Genomic DNA, 20,953 nt, shown 5'->3' with positions numbered 1-20,953 from the left:
GGAATGCGTAAGTGTGTAGGTGGCGTTATGACCGCCGCATTATGGGCATCCATCGTGCAGGCGGATACAACAGAAAATTCGATACGGCCTCTGGCCCGACCTATGGTCGACAATGTGCAACTGGCCTCGGCGGATGTGACGGTCTCGGTACGGCCCGTGCTGCGGCCTAAGGTCGAGGTGCAACGTGTATCGGCAGACGGGAATGCCCGATTTCAGGCTTGGCTGGGGGCATTTCGCAAGCGGGCGCAAGAGCAGGGCATCTCGGTCAATACGCTGGATCGGGCGTTGGCTGGGGTGACCTATGACAGTGACATCATCAAACGCGATCGCAATCAGGCGGAGTTTTCCAAACCGATCTGGGAATATCTGGACGGAGCGGTTTCAAAAACGCGGATTTCCAACGGTCGCGTTGGACTAGACAAGCACCGCGAGACTTTGACCCGGATCGAAGCCCAGTACGGCGTCGAAAAAGAGGTCGTGACCGCGATCTGGGGTCTTGAGACTTCGTTCGGCACCTACCGAGGAAGCAAGCAAACCATTCGGTCGCTGGCGACTTTGGCCTTTGATGCTCGACGAGCAAGCTTTTTTGAGGAACAGCTGATCGCCGCGTTGCAGATACTGCAGGCAGGGGATGTCGACCCTAAGAATATGGTTGGCAGTTGGGCTGGGGCGATGGGGCATACACAGTTCATGCCGACCTCGTTTCTTGATTACGCGGTTGATTTCGATGGAGATGGGCGTCGCGAGATCTGGTCGGATAATCCAACTGATGCCTTAGCATCAGCCGCTTCTTATTTGGCAAAACATGGATGGACCAAAGGCCAACCTTGGGGGGTCGAAGTGCAACTACCATCCGACTTTGACTACGCCAATGCGCGGCGAGATTTCACTCTGATGCCGTCGGAATGGGCGGCCCGTGGGGTTCTTGCTTACTCGGGCAAGGCAGTGCCCGATCACGGGCAAGCAGCAATCTTGTTACCGGCGGGTGGTCGGGGTGTCGCCCTGATGATCTTCAATAATTTCAAAGTGATCGAGGCCTACAACGGCGCCGATGCCTATGTGATCGGCATCGGGCATCTGTCCGACCGGCTTGCAGGAGGCTCTCCGTTTGAGGCCGATTGGCCGCGTGGCGATCGCGTATTGAGCTTTACTGAAAAGAAAGAACTACAGCGTCGGCTGACTCAGGCGGGCTTCGATACACAAGGGATCGATGGGCGCACCGGGCCAAATACGATTAACGCGGTGCGCGCGTTTCAGGTTGCTCAGGGGTTGATCCCGGATGGATACCCGTCGCTCGGCCTGCTGGAAAGGATGCGCTGATAATCAGGGCGACCCAATTGGGTCGCCCATGATCTAATGATCAGGACGCAGGCTTCATCAGACCTTTTTTGTTGATTTCAACCAACGCATCATCCAACGATTTTTGAATGCGCACGAACATCTCGTCGATTTCGGCCGGGGTAATGACCAACGGCGGAGAGATGACCAGGCGGTCGTCCACATGACGCATGATCAGATTGTTTTTGAAGCAATGTTCGCGGCAGATATATCCGATCGTGCCGGGATCTGATGCGAACTTGGCTCGGCTTGCCTTTTCAGGCGTCAATGCGATGGACCCCATCAAGCCTGCGATCTTTGCCTCTCCGACCAGCGGATGCTCGACCAATGCGTCCCATTTCTTTTTCATATAGGGCGCGGCCACGTTGCGCACGTGATCGACGACGTTTTCTTCTTCGAGGATGCGCAGATTTTCGAGCGCAACTGCTGCGGTAACCGGGTGGCCGGAATAGGTGTAGCCATGGTTGAACTCGGTGGCGCTGATGACACGGGCGACTTCGTCGCAGACGATCGACCCGCCAATGGGTGCATAGCCTGAGCTAAGGCCCTTGGCGATTGTCATGATATGCGGTTTGATCCCGACGGTTTGCGAGCCGAACCAGTTGCCGGTTCGGCCAAACCCGCAGATCACCTCATCCGCGATCAGCAGTATATCGTACTTGTCGCAGATGCGCTGAATTTCAGGCCAATATGTGTCGGGTGCGATTATCACGCCGCCTGCGCCCTGCACAGGTTCGGCGATGAAGGCAGCGACGCGATCTTCGCCCAGTTCCTGAATGGCTTCTTCCAGCTCGCGCGCGCGGGCAAGGCCGAATTCCTCGGGGCTCATATCGCCGCCTTCCGCCCACCAGTTCGGCTGGTTGATATGGTGGACATTCGGGATTGGAATGCCGCCCTGCGCATGCATTCCTGCCATGCCACCCAACGACGCCGATCCAACAGAAGAACCGTGATAGGCATTCTTGCGGCTGATGATGATGTTCTTGTCCGGCTGACCTTTTTCGGCCCAATAGGTGCGCACTAGACGGATGTTGGTGTCGTTGGCCTCGGACCCGCTTCCGGCAAAGAAGACATGGTTCAGATCACCTGGCGCAAGCTCAGCCAGTTTTGCAGCCAGCGCAATGGCGGGCGTATGGGTCGTCTTGAAGAAAGTATTATAATACGGCAGCTCGCGCATTTGACGTGCGGCTGCATCGGCCAGCTCGTCGCGGCCATATCCGATATTTACGCACCACAATCCGGCCATACCATCCAGAATTTCATGACCTTCGCTATCGGTCAGATAGACGCCCTTGGCACGGGTGATGACCCTGACACCTTCGTCTGCCAGCGCCTCATTGGTCGAAAAAGGATGCAAATGGTGTGCTGCGTCCAGCGCCTGCAATTCGGCAGTGGGCATGTGATTGGTGATGGTGGACATCTCGGATTCTCCAGCAAGCGTCGTTGCCAGATAGAATATGATCAAATTTTATGCTGTCAATCGAATCGCTGGTTTCTAGGTGCTTGGCAAAGCATCGCCCATCATTCCCATACCCTGCTCAATGTCCTGCGCTGTTGCTAACGCGGCCTTTTCTGCATCTCGCTCACGTAGCGCGGCAATAATGTCTTTGTGTCTGTCGGGCAGGCTTTGAGTGCCGAAGCGACCGCAAACGATGCGCAACGAAGGGCCGAATCGCAGCCATAGCCGTTCGGCTAGATCAACAAGTATCGGAGCGTCCGCGTGGGAATACAGAGATTGGTGAAAGGCGTGGTTCAAACGCAGGTAACCCCCTACGTCCCCATCCGCGATCATATTGTCCAATCGTTGATCCAGCTGCTCAAGATAGTCGATCTCAGTTATAGATATGTTCTTTGTGGATCGCCTGGAAAGCTCTGTTTCTATTGAAATTCTTGCGAAAATCATCTGCTCGATGTCGTTGGCTGAAAGCAGCGGGACGCTCACGCGACGATTGCCCTGAAAAATGAGCGCGCCGTCGGAAATCAGACGGCGTATCGCCTCGCGCACCGGAGTCATGCCGACACCAAGCGAATCAGTCAGGCCCTGGATCGTGACCGGCTGCCCGGGCACGAGATCGCCAAACAGAATCTGGGATTTCAGTGTCCGATAGACCTGTTCGTGCGCTGGGCGTTTTTCTTCATCTACCGGAGGTGTATCTGCTTTATTTTTGATCAAATCCAAAAGGTTTGCCCCAATCCAAGTGTTTCTGTCTTGCCAGAATCTTCACCTATTCCGACCATAGGTGAAACCGTCGTGAAACGCAAAACTTGATCAAATCCAAAAAAAGGTCAAAATGGCCGCACAGTTGCAGGGAGAAAAATATGAAACTGAAAACGCTGGGGATGACAGCGATCGTCGCATTGGGGACTTCGGCCGCGTTTGCTGAAGAAGTGCGCGTCTATAACTGGTCCGACTACATCGACGAAGATCTGCTGAGCAAATTCGAAGAAGAAACAGGGCTAACCCTGATCTACGATGTGTTCGACAGCAATGAGGTTCTGGAAACAAAAATGCTGGCCGGTGGGTCAGGCTATGATGTGGTTGTGCCTTCAGGCACGTTCCTACAACGCCAGATCCAGGCCGGCGCATTCCAGGAACTGGATGCCGCCAAGCTGTCGAATGCAGGCAACCTATGGGATGTGATCCAGGAACGAACCGCAGGGTATGACCCCAACAACGCCTACTCGATCAACTATATGTGGGGCACGACAGGTATCGGGTTGAATGTCGGCAAGGTCAAAGAAGTGCTGGGCGACGATGTTGCGCTTAACAGCATGGATCTGGTGCTCAAGCCCGAGAACATGGAAAAGCTGGCCTCGTGTGGGGTGCATTTCCTCGACGCACCGTCTGAGATCATTCCGATGGTGCTGCAGTATATCGGCGAAGACCCTGACAGCCACGACACGGATGTAATTGGGAAAACCGAAGAAATTCTGACCAGTGTGCGCCCGTATGTTCAGAAATTCCATAGTTCGGAATACATCAATGCGCTCGCCAATGGTGATATCTGCGTTGCTGTCGGCTGGTCGGGCGACATCTTGCAGGCACGCGACCGTGCGGCGGAAGCGGATAACGGCGTGGACATTGAATACCATCCCTTTGCGGAAGGCTCGCTGATGTGGTTTGACCAGATGGCTATTCCGGTCGACGCACCAAACCCCGAAGGCGCGCACCAGTTCCTGAACTTTATCCTGGATGCCAACAACATGGCTGCGGCGTCGAACTATGTGTACTACGCCAACGGCAACAAGGCCTCGCAGGAGTTTCTTGAAGAGGACGTGATCGGTGATCCGGCGATCTATCCGGATGATGCGACCATGCAGAACCTCTACATCACCACACCTTATCCGGCAAAGACCCAGCGGGTGGTGACACGTCTCTGGACCAAAGTGAAATCAGGCACCTGATCTGATCATAGCGCAAGGCGGGCCCACTGCCTTGCGCCATTTTTATCCTGACCGATAAACGGGGGCCGCCTTGAATTCTGAAGTCTTTGCGCCGTGGGATGACCCGCAGGCGAAACCCTTGATCCAGTTCCAGAACGTCACCAAGCGTTTTGGCGCATTCACCGCAATCGACAATCTTTCATTGGATATCTACGAGCGTGAGTTCTTTGCGCTGCTCGGCCCGTCGGGCTGCGGCAAGACCACGATGATGCGGATGCTGGCCGGATTCGAAACCCCTACCGATGGTCACATCCTTCTGGGTGGACAGGATATCGACCCGATCCCGCCCAACAAACGGGCGGTAAACATGATGTTTCAGTCGTATGCGCTGTTTCCTCATCTCAGCATCTGGGACAACATCGCCTTTGGCCTGCGCCGGGACAACATGCCCAAACGCGATCTGGAAGAGCGGGTCGATGAGATGCTGCGCCTAACCCGGCTGGAACAGTTCGCACGCCGCAAGCCGCACCAGATCTCGGGTGGTCAACGCCAACGCGTTGCGCTGGCCCGGTCATTGGCCAAAGCACCAAAACTGCTATTGCTCGACGAACCTTTGGGCGCTTTGGATAAGAAACTCCGTCAGGATACTCAGTTCGAGTTGATGGACATTCAGGAAAAAACCGGCACGACCTTTGTCATCGTGACGCACGATCAAGAAGAGGCGATGACCGTTGCCAGCCGAGTGGCCGTGATGGATCAGGGCAAACTGATGCAAGTGGCAACTCCAGATCGCATCTATGAGACGCCAAACTCGGTTTATGTTGCTGATTTCATTGGGGATGTGAATATCATTGAGGGACGCGCTACCGCAGCAGGCGACGAAAGCTATCAGATCGAGTGGGCAGAAGGGCAACCCCCGTTAGCGGCGTCTTCCGCGACCCAACTTTCCAATGGTCAGAGCTGTCATCTGGCGATCCGGCCTGAAAAGGTCGCGATCTCTGCCGAGCGCCCGGTCGATGCGATCAACGCCATTCAAGGCAAGGTGCATGACATCGCCTATCTGGGCAACTTGTCGACCTATCATGTCGAACTGCCAAACGGCACGATCATCAAGGCGCAAACAGCGAATACCCGCCGCATCTCGCGCCGCTCATTCACCTGGGAAGACCCGGTTTGGCTGTCCTGGACAGCGACTGCCGCAGTTCTGCTGGAAAACTGATGCGCCGCGCTGTTCTTATCGCTGTCCCGTATGTCTGGTTGCTGGCACTGTTCTTGGTGCCGTTCTTTATCGTCCTAAAGATATCGCTTTCAGACATCGCACTTGCTATTCCGCCCTACACTCCGACGCTGGACCTGTCCGCAGGTTGGGCGGGTATCAGGGATTTCTTCAGCCAGCTTGATCTGGAAAACTTTGTCTGGCTGACTGAAGATGATCTTTATTGGAAGGCCTATCTGTCCAGCGTAAAGATCGCGCTGATCTCAACGGTGTTGACGCTGATTGTCGGGTATCCGATCGCATATGCGATGGCGCGCGCACCTGAAGAGTGGCGACCTACATTCATGATGCTGGTCATCCTGCCGTTCTGGACTTCGTTTCTGATCCGGGTCTACGCATGGATGGGTATCCTCAGCAACGAAGGCTATCTGAACCAATTGTTGCTGTGGACGGGCATCATCTCGACCCCGTTGACCATTCTGAACACGAATACCGCAGTTTATATCGGTATCGTTTATACCTACCTACCTTTTATGATCCTGCCGATTTATTCGTCGCTTGAACGGATGGACGGGTCGCTGATCGAAGCCGCCGAAGACCTTGGGTGTTCGCGACTGCAGGCATTCTGGTTGATCACAATCCCCTTGTCGCGCCCCGGTATTATCGCGGGCTGCTTCCTCGTGATGATTCCGGTGATTGGGGAATTCGTAATCCCCTCGCTACTGGGCGGATCGGGGACCTTGATGATCGGTAAGGTGCTGTGGGAAGAGTTCTTCTCGAACCGCGATTGGCCCGTCGCCAGCGCGGTGGCCGTGGTTCTGTTGCTCATCCTCGTGATCCCGATTGTGCTGTTCCAGCGCAACCAGCAAAAGCAGACGGAGGCAGAACAATGAACAGGCTGAGCTGGTTCAACACTGTCTCACTGACGCTGGGATTTGCCTTTCTGTATATCCCGATGATCATCCTGATCATCTTCAGCTTCAACGAAAGCAAGCTAGTCACTGTTTGGGCCGGTTTTTCGACCAAATGGTACGGCGAGTTGATGCAGAACGAAGCCTTTCTTGATGCAGCCTGGGTCACGCTGCGTGTGGCTGTGTTCTCGTCAACGTTGGCCACGATTCTGGGCACCGCAGCAGCTTACGTTCTGGTGCGCGGCGGACGGTTCTTTGGGCGCACGCTGTTTTCCGGGATGATTTACGCCCCTCTGGTGATGCCCGAAGTGATCACGGGCTTGTCGCTGCTGCTGCTGTTCATTGGAATTGGCTTGGATCGGGGTATCCTGACCATCGTACTGGCGCATACGACGTTTTCGATGTGTTTTGTCTCGGTCGTCGTGTCCTCGCGCCTTGTGACCTTTGATCGATCGCTGGAAGAGGCCGCACTGGATCTGGGCTGTTCTCCTGCGCAGGCGTTTCGCTTGGTCACCCTGCCGATCATCGCTCCGGCGGTGATTTCAGGATGGCTACTGGCTTTCACCCTGTCGCTGGATGACCTGGTGATTGCCTCGTTCACATCCGGGCCTTCTGCCACCACCCTGCCGATCAAGATTTTCTCGGCCGTCCGCTTGGGCGTCAGCCCCGAGATCAACGCGCTGTCGACGCTTATGATCGCGGTCGTCACGGTGGGCGTCATAACTGCGTCCTTGGTGACCAAGCGGGCGATGGTCCGGCAGAAACAGGATGAGTTGGCCGCGGCAAGCGCTGAATGAGGCGTATATTTCCTGATTATGCCTACGGCCCCGCGCCACGCGCGGGGTGTTGGTGGGATGAGACGATCGCGACCCCTGCTTGGCCAAAGCTCGAAGACGATATCAGCGTTGATGTCGCCGTCATTGGGGGCGGGTTTACCGGCTTGTCCGCCGCATTGCATCTGTCCGAGGCAGGGGTTTCGGTCGCTGTGTTCGAGGCGGAAACACCGGGCTGGGGGGCGTCCGGTCGAAACGGGGGCTTTTGTTGTCTGGGCGGGTCAAAGCTCAGCAAGGCTGGCCTGACCCGTCGCTATGGTCAGGTGGCAACGCAGGCCTATTACCAAGCGGAAGAAGACGCCGTTTCACTGGTTGCTGACCTTCTGCGTGACAACCAAATCGACGCCGAAACGCATTCCAAGGGTGAAACTCAACTGGCCCATTCACGGCGCGCGATGGAACGATTGCGCCGGTCGGCCGATCCGGCCGGACAATTACATGAGATTGACGATCTGCAGGGCCTCGGGCTGGGTGGGGCGTTTTTCGGCGGCTATACAACGCCAATTGGCTTTGCCCTGAACCCCCGAAAGTATCTGTTCGGTTTGGCTGGCGCCGCCCAGGCAAAGGGCGCAACTCTGTTCCAGAACAGCCCGATCACGCAGATCAAACAGGCCGCCTCGGGATTCGTGCTGACCTCGCCTGCGGGTCACGTTCGTGCTTCGAAGGTTCTGGTGTGCACAAATGGCTACTCAAGCGAGGATCTGCCGCCCTGGTTGGCCGCGCGTTATATGCCTGCACAGTCAACGGTTATTGTGACGCGGCCTCTGACTGATGTCGAGCTGCAGGCGCAAGGCTGGACGTCGGATCAGATGGCCTATGACACGCGTAATTTATTGCACTATTTCCGATTGATGCCTGATCGACGATTTCTGTTCGGGACACGAGGGGGGCTGCTATCATCTCCTGGGGCTGAGGCGCGCATTCGGCAAAAAGCTTTCAGGGATTTCAAGGGGCTATTCCCCGCCTGGAACAGTGTCGATGTCACACATACGTGGTCCGGCTTGGTTTGCCTTGCCCGCAACCTCGTGCCCTTTGTTGGCCCGGTTGCTGAGCATCCGGGGATGTTTGCAGGATTTGCTTACCACGGCAATGGCGTGGCGATGGGAACATATTGCGGTCGTGCTTTGGCGCGACTGGTGCTGGGGCAATCCGCAGACATCCCGTCCCCTATTGCGGGTACGCCGGGGCGGTTTCCTTTTGGCCGTTGGCGTCGCGCTGTCATGCCGCCAGCCTATGCGTATCTGGGTCTGGCGGACCTATAAGGCCTCAACTTCCAGCTCATACCCAATGGCATAATCAGCCGCACCGTTTTCGGCCCGCCAAAGACAATAAGCTGCCATGCGCCAGGCAAACCAAGGCCTCAATGACAGATAGCGTTCGGTGATATCGGGTTGGTCGTAGGCCTTAAGAAACAGCGTCTCTTCGGCCTCGGACAAGGGCGCGCCACGATAGAGTTGCTGCATCGCAGGTGAAAGGAATATCGCCAAGTCTTCACATGGGTCACCGAAGGCCGGGCATTGCCAATCGATCAGCGTCAGCCCATTTTTCGATTGCAAGATGTTTCCCGCGACCGGATCGCCATGGATCAAGCACCGCGCGGATAACGGCGGTACTTGGGCCTGAGGTTTTTTTGCAAGCAACGATCGCCGCTCTTCCGCGTGGCAATCAGCCAGAATTTGACACGCGTGCTGTTCCAGATCTTCGCTGCCATTGCAGCCGTTAGGGAGGTCCAGATTGACCGGAATTTGGTGCAACCTTCCAAGCAGATGGGCCACGCCCGAAACATCGTCCTGCCAAGGGACGCCCGGTGCGTGGTCATAGTAGACCCAGCTGTCGTCTCCAAAGGAACCCGTGGCACGTAAATTGGGCACGAAGCCAAAGCTGTTGAGCGTGCGCAGACATTCTGACTCAAGCCGGGCATCGTTGCGAAACAAGGGGTTCTGAAACCCGGTACTGTATAGCTTAAGCACGGCATCACTATTGCCGGACAAAACCTTCCAGACATGATTGGTCCGCCCGCCGTACAACACCTCGAAGGTCACGTCGTGGCGGATCAAACCTTGGGTGCTGAGCTGGGCAACAAGGCCCGGGGGAGGTTGGTGATGATCAGACAGGAGAGATACCGGGTTAGGGGGCGAGTCGCGATGCGCCAAGCTTTGGCCCGCCTTGCCTTCCAGATCAAGCGCCCGTGCGGATTTGCGTGACCATTTCGGCGGACACCTCTGCACCGCTCTCCAGTTTCAGGATGATGCCACCTTCGCTGACCTGTGCCTCTACCACCCGACCGAAGGCAGATGCGGGCGTGCTGGTTAGTAACTCACCTCTTTTGAAGCTCTCCAATGTGGCTGAGTAACTGCCAGCGGGAAAGGGATCACCGGCACTGCTGACCCCGGCCCACTCGAATTCGGCCTTATCGAGAGGCACAGGGACGCGGTCGACAACGGTGCCTTGGTCGTTGCGAATGACCAATTCGGCCCGGTCTGCGGTTGCTTCGGCCTGCGCAAAGATCGGAACAGGCTGGTCTTCAAAGCGAAACGGTGCGTCGGTTTTGACATTCATCCCAACCCAGCCGGTGAGCTGATTAAGATCGACTGCCCCCATTGTCAGCGCGAGACCGGAGAGAAGCTCATTGGCTTTGACTTGTTGTTCGACCATCGAGAACTGCGCCAGCTGAGAGGCATATTCGGAGGAATCCAGAGGTTCAAGCGGATCCTGATTGCGCGCCTGCACGGTCAGCATGCGCAGAAAAGTCTCGAAATCTGACGTCAGTGCCGAGCGTTCCGAATTGTTGTTTGCGCCGGGATTTGCACCCGTTGCGGTCACTGAATTGGTCGCTGAAATCATTAGTTAAAGCCTCATATCAAGGCCCCGTTCAGGGCCAGCCGGGAGTGTGGGCGCCTTATGGTCCGCGTCGCGAACCATTTCGACCGTTTCTGAGGAAGGGTCAGGCTCTGATGGGTCACCATGCTGGGACGAGTCCCCGGACATGCTAAGATCAAGCGACAGATCCCCATAACCCAGCCTTTCGAACTCAGCCGACAGGACCGCAATGTGTCGCCGCATCAGGTCCAGTGTTTCGGGCCGTTCGGCCGCGATCGATAGATGAAACCCGTCTTCTCGACCGTTGAGCGTGATTGATACGCGCCCAAGCTCTTCGGGGTTCAGGGCTATTTCAACGCCACCGGTATTTGGTCGGGTCGAAATCGAAGCAGCCAGTTGCCCCGCAATCGTGCGTGCCGTTTCCGCGCGGGCTGCGGCGACGGGCATCGCTTGCGTCGTGTCGCGTATCGTGTGGCCCACCGCGGTATCTTTGACGGCAAAAAGGTCATCAACTTCCGCGCTGATCGCCGTTTCAGCAATAGCATCGCCCGGAGCCCGGTCGAGATTCCAAGCTGTTGTCTGCGGTTTCAAGGCGGCAGAAATGACAGTTTGCTGGGTTATTCGAGCCTCTGTAGGCTCAAATACGCGTGCGACGAGTGGCACCTCTGGTTCGGGACTTGGCGGTTCCAGTTTCGAAAACGTATCCCCCACAAAGCTAGCATTTAGCGCGTGTGAGGCCGGCCTATGGTGTAGATATCCATTTCCGCTAACATCAGGGATCGGAACTTGGGTTGGCGCTCGAAGAACGTTTGCGTCAGGCCTTGGGGCAGCCGCTTCGGGCGAGCCTGCATTTTGTCTTAGCGTTGAGTTTTCAGAGGCCAACTGCGAAATTTGCTGTACCGGGCTGGGCGGAGCGGCAACATGGTTCGTCTCACCGACGGCAAAATCTGCGTGGTGTTTCGGCGCATCTGCGACCTCTTGCGCAGCCACCTGCAGTTGGGCGGGCTCTAGTTCGTCGGTTTTGATTGTCTCAGTTGAATCTGCCGTAGAAACAGATGGAATTTCTGATTGTTCGGATGGCAGGTTTGAATCAGCCACAAACGGATCAACATCCTTCAATTCGTTTTGTTCGACATCCTCATTAAGCACTTCCTCAAAGGCAAACCCACCTTTGGTATCACGCTCTTTACCCTGAGATGCCCCCGGTTTGTCACCCGTGGCAGGTGCAGCCGTCATGATCGTCAGCGGGTTGGGCATTTTTTGCTCCGGGCTTTCGTTGGTCTGGCCCGCACTGTGCCCAAAGGAAGTTACGTTTATTTTAACCGCTTTCCTCTTTGATCGAGAAAGTTCGAAGCAATTTTTGGAGAATCCGATGACGATTACAGCGACCGGTACGACGGCGAATTCCGCCCAGATTCCACAGAAGCTGAAAGCCGCCTCGGTTGAGCTGGAGGCCGCATTTCTGGCTGAAATGCTCAAGTCTGCAGGCCTCGGCCAAGCGCGAAGTTCCTTTGGCGGTGGCGCGGGCGAAGATCAGTTTTCCTCATTCCTGGTGCAACAGCAGGCGCAGCAAATGGCAAAGGCAGGTGGAATCGGCCTTTCCGAAATTTTGTTCAATGCAATGATGGAGAAGTCCGATGGATAAAGATCCGATTCAGGCACTGAAAGACCTTTTGGATCTGGAGCGCACAGCCCTGGTCCAGGGGGATTTGACCGATCTGGATCGATTGGTGCTTGAAAAAGAGAATCTGATCGATGCAATAAATGATCTGCAGGTGTTGGAAAGCGATGATCTGATCCGGATCCAGAAGAAGGTCGTGCGCAATCAAGCCCTTTTGAACAGTGCGGCCGAGGGTATTCGGGCTGTGGCGGACCGAATGGCGGAACTGAAACAGGTCCGGCAGGAGTTCAGCACTTATGACGCCTCGGGGCAGCGTAGTGGGTTTGCTTTGCGATCGCGGGCAAAGCTGGAAAAACGGGCATAGCATCAGGTTTGATTCAAATCCGAAATTTCGGATTTGCCCGTCTTAGCACTCCGTTAGGAGATCGGGGTCAAATGTGGCGATGCACCTGAAACAACGGGTGGCGCGAAGGCCACAAGGCACGACGCACAGGTCAGAACGACAGAATGCCTGCCGGTTTGGTGGGTCCAACATGGGCGTCAAACGCGCCCGAACGCTAAGAGGATGACAAATATGTCCAGCATTCTGACGAACAATGGCGCAATGGTTGCGCTGCAAACTCTCAAATCGGTCAACAAGAACCTCGCACAGACGCAAAACGCGATCTCGACCGGCAAGGATGTGGCCACAGCCAAGGATAACTCGGCTGTCTGGGCCATCTCGAAGGTGATGGAATCAGACGTTAACGGTTTCAATGCGATCAAGGACAGCCTGGCCTTGGGTGAATCCACTGTCGCAGTTGCTCGAAACGCCTCAGAAACTGTGACGGATCTGCTGAACCAGATGAAAGGCAAGATCGTTGCGGCGCAAGAAGACAACGTTGATCGTGCTAAGATCAACACCGATGTGGCCGCGCTTAGGGATCAGATCGAATCGGTTGTCGGCGCTGCCCAGTTCAATGGCCTCAATCTGGTGAACGGTGGGGCTGGCGCAAGCATTCTGTCCTCTTTGGATCGAGACAATGCAGGCAACGTGACAGCGTCTTCCATTAGCGTATCGGCGCAAAACCTGTCGACAGGTGGTTACACTGCTGCCGACGTGTTCACTGGAACTGACGGGGTCACTGCGGATACGGCCGACGCATTCGGATTTTCGTTGGATGGAAACGGCGGAAGCGATGATGATGGAAGCATCGTGATCGCTGATCCGGGCACATTGTCCGCTGGTGATACTTTCACGGTCCGACTGGGCGACGATGTCGCGTCTTATACAGTCCGGACTGAGGATATCGCCGCAGGCAACGCGCCCGAAGAGATCATCGCTGCGGGGCTGAAAGCTGCCATCGAAGCTTCGGATGCCAATGTTTCGGTCGTCTATGATCCGGGTACGAATGCTGCACAGCTCGATATCACCAACGAAGGGTCGGATTCGCTGCAGATCAGCGGTCAATATGCCAACGCCAACTCTGGCGGTCTAGGCGCTCTGGCCTCGATTGATGTGTCGACTTCTGCCGGCGCATCCGCAGCGCTTGGCGCGATCGAAGGCCTCATCGATACTGCGATTGATGCCTCGGCGGCTTTTGGTTCGGCGCAGGGTCGGATCGAGACCCAGAAAGAGTTCATCTCGAACCTGTCTGACTCGTTTAAATCCGGTATCGGCTCGTTGGTTGACGCTGACATGGAAGAAACCTCGGCGCGACTGCAAGCGTTGCAGGTCCAGCAACAGCTGGCAACCCAATCGCTATCGATCGCGAACCAGGCGCCACAGTCCATCCTGTCGCTGTTCCGCTAACTTTGGAACTGATCCGGGGCACGCACGCTGTGCCCCGGACTTAATCGCCCGCTGAAGGACAATTGGAAGGATTTCAAGTGACACCGCAAACGCTTGCTCACCGCGCTTATGCGCAATCTGCTGCACCGACGCGAACACCTCGGGATACAGAGTATGAGGCGATTTCCAGGATTACACATCGGTTGAAGGCTGCTTCCACGCGGAAAGCGGCTGATTTCGGAGGGTTCGTTCAAGCCTTGCACGAAAATCGCCGCCTGTGGAATGTGCTGGCAACCGATGTGGCGGATGCGGATAACGGGCTGCCGAGCAATCTGCGGGCGCGGATTTTCTATTTGGCTGAGTTTACCGAACAACACAGCAGCCAGGTGCTGGCGAACAAAGCGACCGTTGAGCCGCTGCTTGAGATCAACATGGCCGTGTTGCGCGGGCTACGTCAAATGAGGGGCAACTGATGGGGGGTCTGGTCCTGAAACTTGCCCCAAAGGAACGGGTTCTGATCAATGGTGTTGTAATCGAAAACGGGGATCGACGCAGTCGGTTTTCGATCATGACACCTCAGGCAAATGTCCTGCGCCTGCGCGATGCCATTCACCCGGAAGAGGTCAACACGCCGGTACGCCGTGTCTGCTATGCCGCGCAGTTGGTTCTGTCAGGCGATACCGAACCTGAGCAGGCGCGCCAGCAACTTCTGCGGCGCGTGGAAGAGCTGAGCCAGGTTTTCACGGATGCCGACAGTCGCCGGGTCCTGGCCAACGCAACTGAAGCATTGGTGGCAGAGCAATACTATAAGTGTTTAAAGGCCTTGCGTTCACTGTTGCCGCGCGAAGAACGTCTGATGGCGTATCAGCAGTGACCTTCCAGCCGGTCATACCTTCAGGTGGTCTGGTTGGCTGGCGTTTTTTGCAGCGTACCTATGATGCGCAGCTTCAAAGCTATTCCACCTCGGGGATCAATGAACGGGACTCAAGGTACTTTCTAGACAATATCGGCAAGGTCCAGACGGCCGAGGATCTGGTTTCGGACCGACGGTTGTTGCATGTGGCATTGGGTGCTTTTGGCTTGGAAGGTGATCTCGACAATCGGTATTTTATCCAAAAAATCTTGTCGGATGGAACGCAGGCCGACGATGCACTTGCGAACAGGCTGGCCGACGGCAGGTACCGAGATTTTGCCAACGCCTTTGGGCTTGGTCCTGGCGATGTGCGCAAGACCGGATTGGTGGACGCCATGGAAAAGATCGCTGACGACAACTTGATTGCGCGATTTGAAATCTCGGTTGGTGAAGCAGATGAATCGATGCGAATCGCGTTGTACACCCAGCATGCATTGCGCGATCTGGCTGGCCAGGGTGGCAGTGAGGACAGAAGGTGGTTTGATCTGATGGGGCTGCCTCCCTTGCGCCGCATGATGGAAACGGCATTGGGGCTGCCTGCAGCATTTGCACAACTGGATATCGACAAGCAGCTTGAGGTGTTCAAAGATCGATTGCAGCGCGTTACAGGGTCATCCGATTTGGCGCAGTTCACTGAAGGTGAGGCAATCGACAAACTGACCGACACGTATCTGGCCCGCAATCAGATCAATCAAATCCAACAGACGATCTCACCTGCGCAGACGGCTCTGATCCTGCTGGGCGGTGGTTTTTGAACCATTGATGTCAACCAGACACGGTGTGTACGGTATCTCGCGCAAGGCCATAGGTTTACCGATCCGAGATAGTGGGTGGCACAATTTGAGGTTCAACTCTTGCGAAGTAAACTGTCAAATCAGGCATCGGCTGAGGTTTGCAGGGCAAATGATTTGATCGGTTGCGAGACGTTGTGCAGCTTGATCGCCCCTAAAGGGATCGCCTGTTTGCAAACAGGTTCGATATCTTGCGAGACAACAATTCTATGTCCGACGGTTTTGCCATATTCGCCCAATCTGGCAGCGACATTGGCGGCCTGACCGATCACGGTAAAGTCCAACCGTTCGCGCGAGCCCACATTGCCATAGGTCACGCGGCCATAGGCGACACCAATCGAGCAGTCGAAATCATGATCACTTCCGTCACTGCGCAATTCACCCAGTTTTTCGACGATCTCTGTTGCCGAAAGCTGCGCGCTGGATCGGGCTTTGGCGGCATCGTCACCCGCCGGGAAGACGGCAAGAACAGCGTCGCCGATGAACTTCAGAACTTCTCCGTCATGGTCGTGCACGATCCCTGAAACTGTCTCAAAAAACGCATTCAGTAGCTCGATATAGTCATCACGCCCCAGTTTTTCTTCCAATGCGGTTGAATTTCGAAGATCGCAAAACATGATCGCCGCATCTATGTCATCGCCATCACCGCGGCGAATCTCGCCCCCCAGAACGCGCGCACCGCTGCGCTTGCCTACGTAGGTTTCCAGCAGAACCTGCGCGTTTTCGCGCTGCATGAAGACCTCGTAGAACCGCGCGATGACAGTAGAGCATTCAAAAACCAGACCCAGGTTCTCGGTCGTGAACCCATCGGGATGATCGCAAGTCAGGGTCAGGACATTCGTCCGCCCATCCGAGAAAGGCAGTGGCATGGCAACGTAATCGGTGGCCCCTTTTGCGCGCAGGTCTTCGATGATCGGAAAGCTGTTATGCGGATTGTCGTTGTTCAGGCGCTGGCGGACTCCACCCAACCCGTTTGAAACGTGACGCAGAGGGCTATTGGTAAAGGCAGGGTGATCATGAATTTCATAGGTCGGAGTGTGGGTCGAAATCTCAGCCGAGTCTTTCTCCCAGATATAGTGTTTGCCTGCGATCAGCGGATGCAGCGACCAGACCAGAATGCTTAGGCGTTGAATAGCGATGCCATGTTCCAGCATTTTCTCGGCCAGCGTTTTTGTAAAGGCATCAGGAGTGTTAATTTCGGACGCACCGCGCATCAGCCAATCGATCAGGGGGCCGCTGATATTGCCATCGTCGGGTTGACGCAGTTGGTTGTCGCCGAGGTCGATCCGCGTCGCGGTATCCGGCATGAATCCAATATGGCCCTGAATGGCCGCGCTTTCAGGGAGGGCGTCTTCATAAGCCCAAATCGAGTTCGTAAGGCGCTCTTCCGGTAGGCTAATGTCGTGATAGGTTGCGGTACCCTTGAAGGGGCAGAACGTCTGCAATTCGGTCTCAGGGCTGAGTTCGACGCACAGGTCTTCGCGCGGAACATAGATCGCGGGAGGTAGCCGCGTTTCGTACATCACTTTGGCGTTGTGGCTTTCGGCCAGCAGTATATCACCACGGTAGATCGCGATCCGTCCCTGCAGCGGCTCAACTGATATCCCATAGCCTTTGACATTCGGTGTGGCATGGACGTTCATCTGCAACCTCCCTTGGCCAAGCCCTTATATCATGGGTCTTGAGGGCGAGAATTCCAAGATGCGCACGTAGATTTTACCGCAATGGCATCCTCAGACCATTTGAATAACGTCTTTCTCAATCGATAGCATATAGCCCTTCTTGGCGATGTTCTTCACCAGCAGCTCACTGACCATCTGATTTCCCAAGGCGTCGCGCAGGCGTTTGATCCGGGTTGCCCCGGCGGCCTCATCGCAATCTGCAGCGTTTCTGCCCGAGATCATCGCTTCGATCTGGGCACCCGACAGGACCTCGTCATCCAGCCGGGATTCAGCCAGAACCGAAAGCGTTTCCATCGCGGCGGGGGTCAACTTAAAATCCATGTTGTTGAGATAAACGGTATTCTCTTCACGGCTGATCAGCAGGGATGTTACCTGGATCCCCGTCCGCTCAATCTGGGCCATGCGGCGGTTCAGCAGAACCAGCATGACCAGAAAAACAAGCGCGGTGATCAGCATGGCGCTGGCAAAGACCAACAGCACGAAGATGACCATTCGATAGCTGGATAGCGTATCGGCAAAGGCGGTGCCCGATTGCGCCAGAATCTCGAGCAGACGGATTTCCGATTGCGAGGTCAGGTCAGCCTCGACAAACAGCCGTTCAACCCGCGCGTTGAAGGCATTTGCGTCCGGTAGCGTCCAGAACAGGAAAACCGCTGCAGTCACCAGGATCGCGACGATTGCCGCAATCCCCAGACCAACCAGCCGAACCCCCGAACGACGCGCCTCAGTAACGGAGATAGTATTTTCCGGCATTGGCCTTCCTTTGATCCAATCCACCCGCCTCGAAAACGGTCATCACGTTCAGCAGGGTCCAGCCGTTTGATTTCAGCCGCTTGGCGACTTCTTTCCGGGCCGAGCCTTTATCGCAGCTTGAGACCTGCATGACGCCATAGTGCAGGCGTAAGGGATTGTCCTGCTTGGCCTTGTAGTCGGCATAGCAATCTGCCGCGATGGCTTGTGACCCAACCGATATCAGGGCCGTCAGAGCCAGAGAAGAGAGGATCTGTTTCATGGGCTGCATCCTGCGCATGGGTTGGGTGGATATTCAATAACCTCAGGGGGTTTGTGGTGCTGATATTGAATAACAGTATGCCGTTATTGCTTGTCTGAACGGGGTGGTCGCAGTGTCAGGTTATCAATTCCGCGGTCGGTAACCGGCCTGCCCATTATCCGAAAGGACACGCATCATGCACCGGAAATTTATCGCTCTGATCATAGCAACCGCCGTCGCCATTACGGGGATCTCAGCGTCGCAGGCACGGGCGGCAGATACCCGAGATATTCTCGGCGGATTGGCTGCGATCGCGCTCATTGGTGCTGCGGTCAACCACTATCATCAGGAGAAAAAGCGCGACGAAGAGGCAGAGCGCCGCAAGCGTCACAAGCAGGCTGAAGCCAAGGCGAAGAAGGCCAAGAAAAAACATGCTGTACGCCCGTTGCCAAAGCGGGTGGCGCGGTATGACCTACCGCAGCGTTGCCTGCGCACGTTCAATGCCTATTCGAACAAGCGTCCGCTGCTTGGGCCAAATTGCCTGAAGAAGTACTATAAACATGCCGATAGCCTGCCACACCAATGCAAGGTTGGTTTCTGGAATGGTAAAAAGGTAAAACGGGCATACGAACCCGCCTGCCTGCGCCAGAAAGGATACCGTGTCGTTTACCAGTAACAGGTTTCGAGCAGGAGTGGCGCCATAGAAGCGCCGCGCGGGAGAGGGTGGCGCAAGCTGCCCTCTCTTTTTACTTGCGAAGCGCTACCAAACGCGATTTGCCAAGGGTATGACGACACCTGATTATGAACTCGAACGGGCTTTGCTGGCACGCGGATATGTCCGAATTGCCGGGGTGGATGAGGTTGGGCGCGGTCCGCTGGCCGGCCCGGTTGTAGCCGCAGCGGTTATTTTGAACCCGGATGACATTCCCGCTGGGTTGAACGATTCAAAAAAACTGACGGCCAAGCGTCGCGGCGGTTTGGATGAGATATTGCGCGACCGGGCAGAGGTCGCGGTGGCCGAAGCCACGGTTGCAGAGATCGATCAGCACAACATCCTGCGCGCCTCGCATCTGGCGATGGTACGCGCGGTAGCTGCGCTGGACCCGGCTCCGGATTTCTTGCTGATTGATGGCAACATGATCCCGCGCGGTATGAAATTGCCTTCGCAGGCGGTGGTGAAGGGCGACGCACGGTCGGTGTCGATTTCGGCAGCGTCGATCATTGCAAAAATCTGGCGTGATCAGCTGATGGTGGATTTGGCGCAACAGCATCCCGGCTATGGGTGGGAGGCGAATGCCGGATATCCGACAAAACAGCACCGCGAGGCGTTGCAAAATCTTGGCGTGACCCCACACCATAGACGTTCGTTCAAACCGGTCCACAATATCTTGTATCAAGAGTAAATCGTAAGTCGCTGATTCAAAAAAGAAATTGACGGCGAATCATCTTTGACTCATCCTTGTCTCAACCAAATGAGCGCAAAAGCGCCGTGGAACTGAGGCAGTGATATGACCACAATCAAGACAAAGGGCGCAGCCGCGCTCCCTTTAAACACGATTCTATCCGGTGACTGCATCGAGGCGATGAACAGTCTGCCCGAGGCGTCGATTGACCTGATTTTTGCGGACCCCCCGTATAATTTACAGTTGAAAGGTCAATTGCACAGGCCCGATAATTCTCAGGTCGATGCGGTCGATGATCACTGGGATCAGTTCAGCAGCTTTGGGGCTTATGACCAGTTCACGCGGGAATGGTTGAAGGCTGCGCATCGTCTGCTGAAGCCCAATGGTGCGATCTGGGTGATTGGGTCTTATCACAACATTTTCCGCGTGGGTTCCGCCCTGCAGGATGCGGGTTATTGGATTCTGAACGACGTTGTGTGGCGTAAATCCAACCCGATGCCAAACTTCCGTGGCAAGCGGTTTACCAATGCGCATGAAACAATGATCTGGGCGTCCAAGCGCGAAGGGGCCAAATACACGTTTAACTACGAAGCACTGAAAGCGCTGAACGAAGGCGTACAGATGCGCAGCGATTGGGTACTGCCGATCTGCACCGGGCATGAACGGCTCAAGGACGAAAACGGCGACAAAGCGCATCCGACACAGAAACCGGAATCACTGCTGCATCGTGTCCTGATTGGCTCGACCAATCCCGGTGACGTGGTGCTGGATCCGTTCTTTGGCACGGGCACCACAGGTGCTGTAGCGAAAATGCTGGGGCGTGAGTTCATTGGGATCGAGCGCGAAGAAAGTTATCGCAAGGTGGCTGAAAAGCGTATCTCAAAGGTCCGTAAGTTTGACCGCGAAGCGTTGGAAGTCAGCGCTAGCAAGCGCGCTGAGCCGCGCGTGCCCTTCGGCCAATTGGTCGAACGCGGCATGCTGCGCCCGGGTGAGGAACTGTATTCGATGAACCAACGCCATAAAGCCAAGGTCCGCGCCGACGGGACTCTGGTGGGGCAGAACGTTAAAGGTTCGATCCATCAGGTTGGCGCGCATCTGGAAAATGCACCGTCTTGTAACGGCTGGACCTATTGGTGCTTCAAACGCGATGGCAAAACCGTGCCCATCGACGTGTTGCGTCAGCAGATCAGGGCCGAATTGCATAACTGAATACCGCCGGTGCCTGTGGCCTGACACAAGGCACTACGCCTTGCCCCGCCGTTACCGGCGGGGTCTTTTG

Annotated in this window: 23 protein-coding genes; 15 read left to right on the top strand and 8 right to left on the bottom strand. The window is 55.7% G+C overall.

Annotated features, from left to right (window positions below):
• Positions 1-3 precede the first annotated feature (3 nt).
• A complete protein-coding gene (locus ACR0EN_RS06705) occupies positions 4-1,320 on the top strand; it encodes a lytic murein transglycosylase (protein ID WP_170818396.1) in 1,317 nt (438 codons plus the stop codon).
• A 40-nt stretch (positions 1,321-1,360) separates the two neighbouring features.
• Here ACR0EN_RS06705 and ACR0EN_RS06700 read toward each other — a convergent pair whose 3' ends face one another.
• Together ACR0EN_RS06700 and ACR0EN_RS06695 are read right to left on the bottom strand one after the other, a co-directional pair.
• Positions 1,361-2,758: an aspartate aminotransferase family protein gene (locus ACR0EN_RS06700; protein ID WP_170818397.1), complete on the bottom strand. Its 1,398-nt coding sequence runs from the start codon at positions 2,756-2,758 to the stop codon at positions 1,361-1,363.
• A 75-nt stretch (positions 2,759-2,833) separates the two neighbouring features.
• Positions 2,834-3,517, bottom strand: coding sequence for a GntR family transcriptional regulator (locus ACR0EN_RS06695; RefSeq protein ID WP_170406782.1), 684 nt, complete (start codon positions 3,515-3,517; stop codon positions 2,834-2,836).
• A gap of 140 nt (positions 3,518-3,657) precedes the next feature.
• On the opposite strand from ACR0EN_RS06695, the gene ACR0EN_RS06690 reads away from it, so the two are divergent.
• The 5 genes from ACR0EN_RS06690 (at position 3,658) to ACR0EN_RS06670 (ending at position 8,944) form a co-directional block, all read left to right on the top strand.
• Positions 3,658-4,743, top strand: a complete 1,086-nt coding sequence (locus tag ACR0EN_RS06690; protein ID WP_170508945.1) for a polyamine ABC transporter substrate-binding protein — start codon at positions 3,658-3,660, stop codon at positions 4,741-4,743.
• 70 nt (positions 4,744-4,813) lie between these two features.
• Positions 4,814-5,941 carry an ABC transporter ATP-binding protein gene (locus tag ACR0EN_RS06685; protein ID WP_170425908.1) on the top strand — a complete coding sequence of 376 codons (1,128 nt, stop codon included), beginning with the start codon at positions 4,814-4,816 and terminating at the stop codon, positions 5,939-5,941.
• On the top strand, positions 5,941-6,831 hold the full coding sequence (locus tag ACR0EN_RS06680) for an ABC transporter permease subunit (RefSeq protein WP_480585836.1): 891 nt from the start codon (positions 5,941-5,943) through the stop codon (positions 6,829-6,831). The genes ACR0EN_RS06685 and ACR0EN_RS06680 overlap by 1 nt, the downstream gene beginning before the upstream one ends.
• Positions 6,828-7,646, top strand: a complete 819-nt coding sequence (locus tag ACR0EN_RS06675) for an ABC transporter permease (RefSeq protein WP_170398984.1) — start codon at positions 6,828-6,830, stop codon at positions 7,644-7,646. The genes ACR0EN_RS06680 and ACR0EN_RS06675 overlap by 4 nt, the downstream gene beginning before the upstream one ends.
• Positions 7,643-8,944: an NAD(P)/FAD-dependent oxidoreductase gene (locus tag ACR0EN_RS06670; protein ID WP_480585834.1), complete on the top strand. Its 1,302-nt coding sequence runs from the start codon at positions 7,643-7,645 to the stop codon at positions 8,942-8,944. Before ACR0EN_RS06675 ends, ACR0EN_RS06670 begins: the two co-directional genes overlap by 4 nt.
• Here the strand turns inward: ACR0EN_RS06670 and ACR0EN_RS06665 are convergent.
• From ACR0EN_RS06665 to ACR0EN_RS06655, 3 genes are read right to left on the bottom strand one after another with little or no spacing between them, the layout of a single operon-like run.
• Entirely contained in the window at positions 8,939-9,835 is an 897-nt protein-coding gene (locus ACR0EN_RS06665) for a phosphotransferase family protein (RefSeq protein ID WP_480585832.1), read from the bottom strand. The two genes, ACR0EN_RS06670 and ACR0EN_RS06665, sit on opposite strands and share 6 nt — an antisense overlap.
• A gap of 25 nt (positions 9,836-9,860) precedes the next feature.
• Positions 9,861-10,526 (bottom strand): flagellar hook capping FlgD N-terminal domain-containing protein, encoded by a 666-nt coding sequence (locus ACR0EN_RS06660; RefSeq protein WP_170818399.1) that lies wholly within the window; start codon positions 10,524-10,526, stop codon positions 9,861-9,863.
• A gap of 3 nt (positions 10,527-10,529) precedes the next feature.
• Positions 10,530-11,759: a flagellar hook-length control protein FliK gene (locus ACR0EN_RS06655; protein ID WP_480585828.1), complete on the bottom strand. Its 1,230-nt coding sequence runs from the start codon at positions 11,757-11,759 to the stop codon at positions 10,530-10,532.
• Positions 11,760-11,874: 115 nt separating this feature from the next.
• Here ACR0EN_RS06655 and ACR0EN_RS06650 point away from each other — a divergent pair, with 115 nt between their 5' ends.
• From ACR0EN_RS06650 to ACR0EN_RS06625, 6 genes are all read left to right on the top strand, one after another.
• Positions 11,875-12,147 (top strand): rod-binding protein, encoded by a 273-nt coding sequence (locus ACR0EN_RS06650; protein ID WP_480586460.1) that lies wholly within the window; start codon positions 11,875-11,877, stop codon positions 12,145-12,147.
• The gene (locus ACR0EN_RS06645; RefSeq protein WP_480585826.1) at positions 12,140-12,487 is read left to right on the top strand and encodes a flagellar biosynthesis protein FlgN; all 348 of its coding nucleotides are present in this window, start codon (positions 12,140-12,142) and stop codon (positions 12,485-12,487) included. The genes ACR0EN_RS06650 and ACR0EN_RS06645 overlap by 8 nt, the downstream gene beginning before the upstream one ends.
• A 210-nt stretch (positions 12,488-12,697) precedes the next feature.
• Positions 12,698-13,915, top strand: coding sequence for a flagellin N-terminal helical domain-containing protein (locus ACR0EN_RS06640; protein WP_170625768.1), 1,218 nt, complete (start codon positions 12,698-12,700; stop codon positions 13,913-13,915).
• Between the two features lie 77 nt (positions 13,916-13,992).
• On the top strand, positions 13,993-14,367 hold the full coding sequence (flaF, locus tag ACR0EN_RS06635) for a flagellar biosynthesis regulator FlaF (protein ID WP_170514863.1): 375 nt from the start codon (positions 13,993-13,995) through the stop codon (positions 14,365-14,367).
• Positions 14,367-14,768: a flagellar biosynthesis repressor FlbT gene (flbT, locus tag ACR0EN_RS06630; protein WP_170398959.1), complete on the top strand. Its 402-nt coding sequence runs from the start codon at positions 14,367-14,369 to the stop codon at positions 14,766-14,768. The genes flaF and flbT overlap by 1 nt, the downstream gene beginning before the upstream one ends.
• A complete protein-coding gene (locus tag ACR0EN_RS06625) occupies positions 14,765-15,562 on the top strand; it encodes a DUF1217 domain-containing protein (RefSeq protein ID WP_170818401.1) in 798 nt (265 codons plus the stop codon). The genes flbT and ACR0EN_RS06625 overlap by 4 nt, the downstream gene beginning before the upstream one ends.
• A gap of 119 nt (positions 15,563-15,681) precedes the next feature.
• Here the strand turns inward: ACR0EN_RS06625 and ACR0EN_RS06620 are convergent, their stop codons facing one another.
• The 3 genes from ACR0EN_RS06620 to ACR0EN_RS06610 all read right to left on the bottom strand — a co-directional run bounded on the left by ACR0EN_RS06620 (position 15,682) and on the right by ACR0EN_RS06610 (position 18,292).
• Positions 15,682-17,241, bottom strand: coding sequence for a DUF427 domain-containing protein (locus tag ACR0EN_RS06620; protein ID WP_170818402.1), 1,560 nt, complete (start codon positions 17,239-17,241; stop codon positions 15,682-15,684).
• Between the two features lie 90 nt (positions 17,242-17,331).
• Positions 17,332-18,033 carry a winged helix-turn-helix domain-containing protein gene (locus ACR0EN_RS06615; protein ID WP_170398951.1) on the bottom strand — a complete coding sequence of 234 codons (702 nt, stop codon included), beginning with the start codon at positions 18,031-18,033 and terminating at the stop codon, positions 17,332-17,334.
• Positions 18,005-18,292 carry a hypothetical protein gene (locus ACR0EN_RS06610; protein WP_170398948.1) on the bottom strand — a complete coding sequence of 96 codons (288 nt, stop codon included), beginning with the start codon at positions 18,290-18,292 and terminating at the stop codon, positions 18,005-18,007. The genes ACR0EN_RS06615 and ACR0EN_RS06610 overlap by 29 nt, the downstream gene beginning before the upstream one ends.
• A 175-nt stretch (positions 18,293-18,467) precedes the next feature.
• Between ACR0EN_RS06610 and ACR0EN_RS06605 the strand changes: the two genes are divergently transcribed.
• The 3 genes from ACR0EN_RS06605 (at position 18,468) to ACR0EN_RS06595 (ending at position 20,883) form a co-directional block, all read left to right on the top strand.
• Positions 18,468-18,947 carry a hypothetical protein gene (locus ACR0EN_RS06605; protein WP_170425883.1) on the top strand — a complete coding sequence of 160 codons (480 nt, stop codon included), beginning with the start codon at positions 18,468-18,470 and terminating at the stop codon, positions 18,945-18,947.
• 109 nt (positions 18,948-19,056) lie between these two features.
• On the top strand, positions 19,057-19,674 hold the full coding sequence (locus ACR0EN_RS06600) for a ribonuclease HII (protein ID WP_170465546.1): 618 nt from the start codon (positions 19,057-19,059) through the stop codon (positions 19,672-19,674).
• Between the two features lie 105 nt (positions 19,675-19,779).
• On the top strand, positions 19,780-20,883 hold the full coding sequence (locus ACR0EN_RS06595) for a site-specific DNA-methyltransferase (RefSeq protein WP_170406740.1): 1,104 nt from the start codon (positions 19,780-19,782) through the stop codon (positions 20,881-20,883).
• Positions 20,884-20,953: the final 70 nt, after the last annotated feature.

This window comes from Ruegeria sp. AB7, from assembly GCF_056542625.1.
The sequence above is the reverse complement of the archived record's forward strand: the minus strand, read 5'-3'. Positions and strand labels throughout refer to the sequence as shown.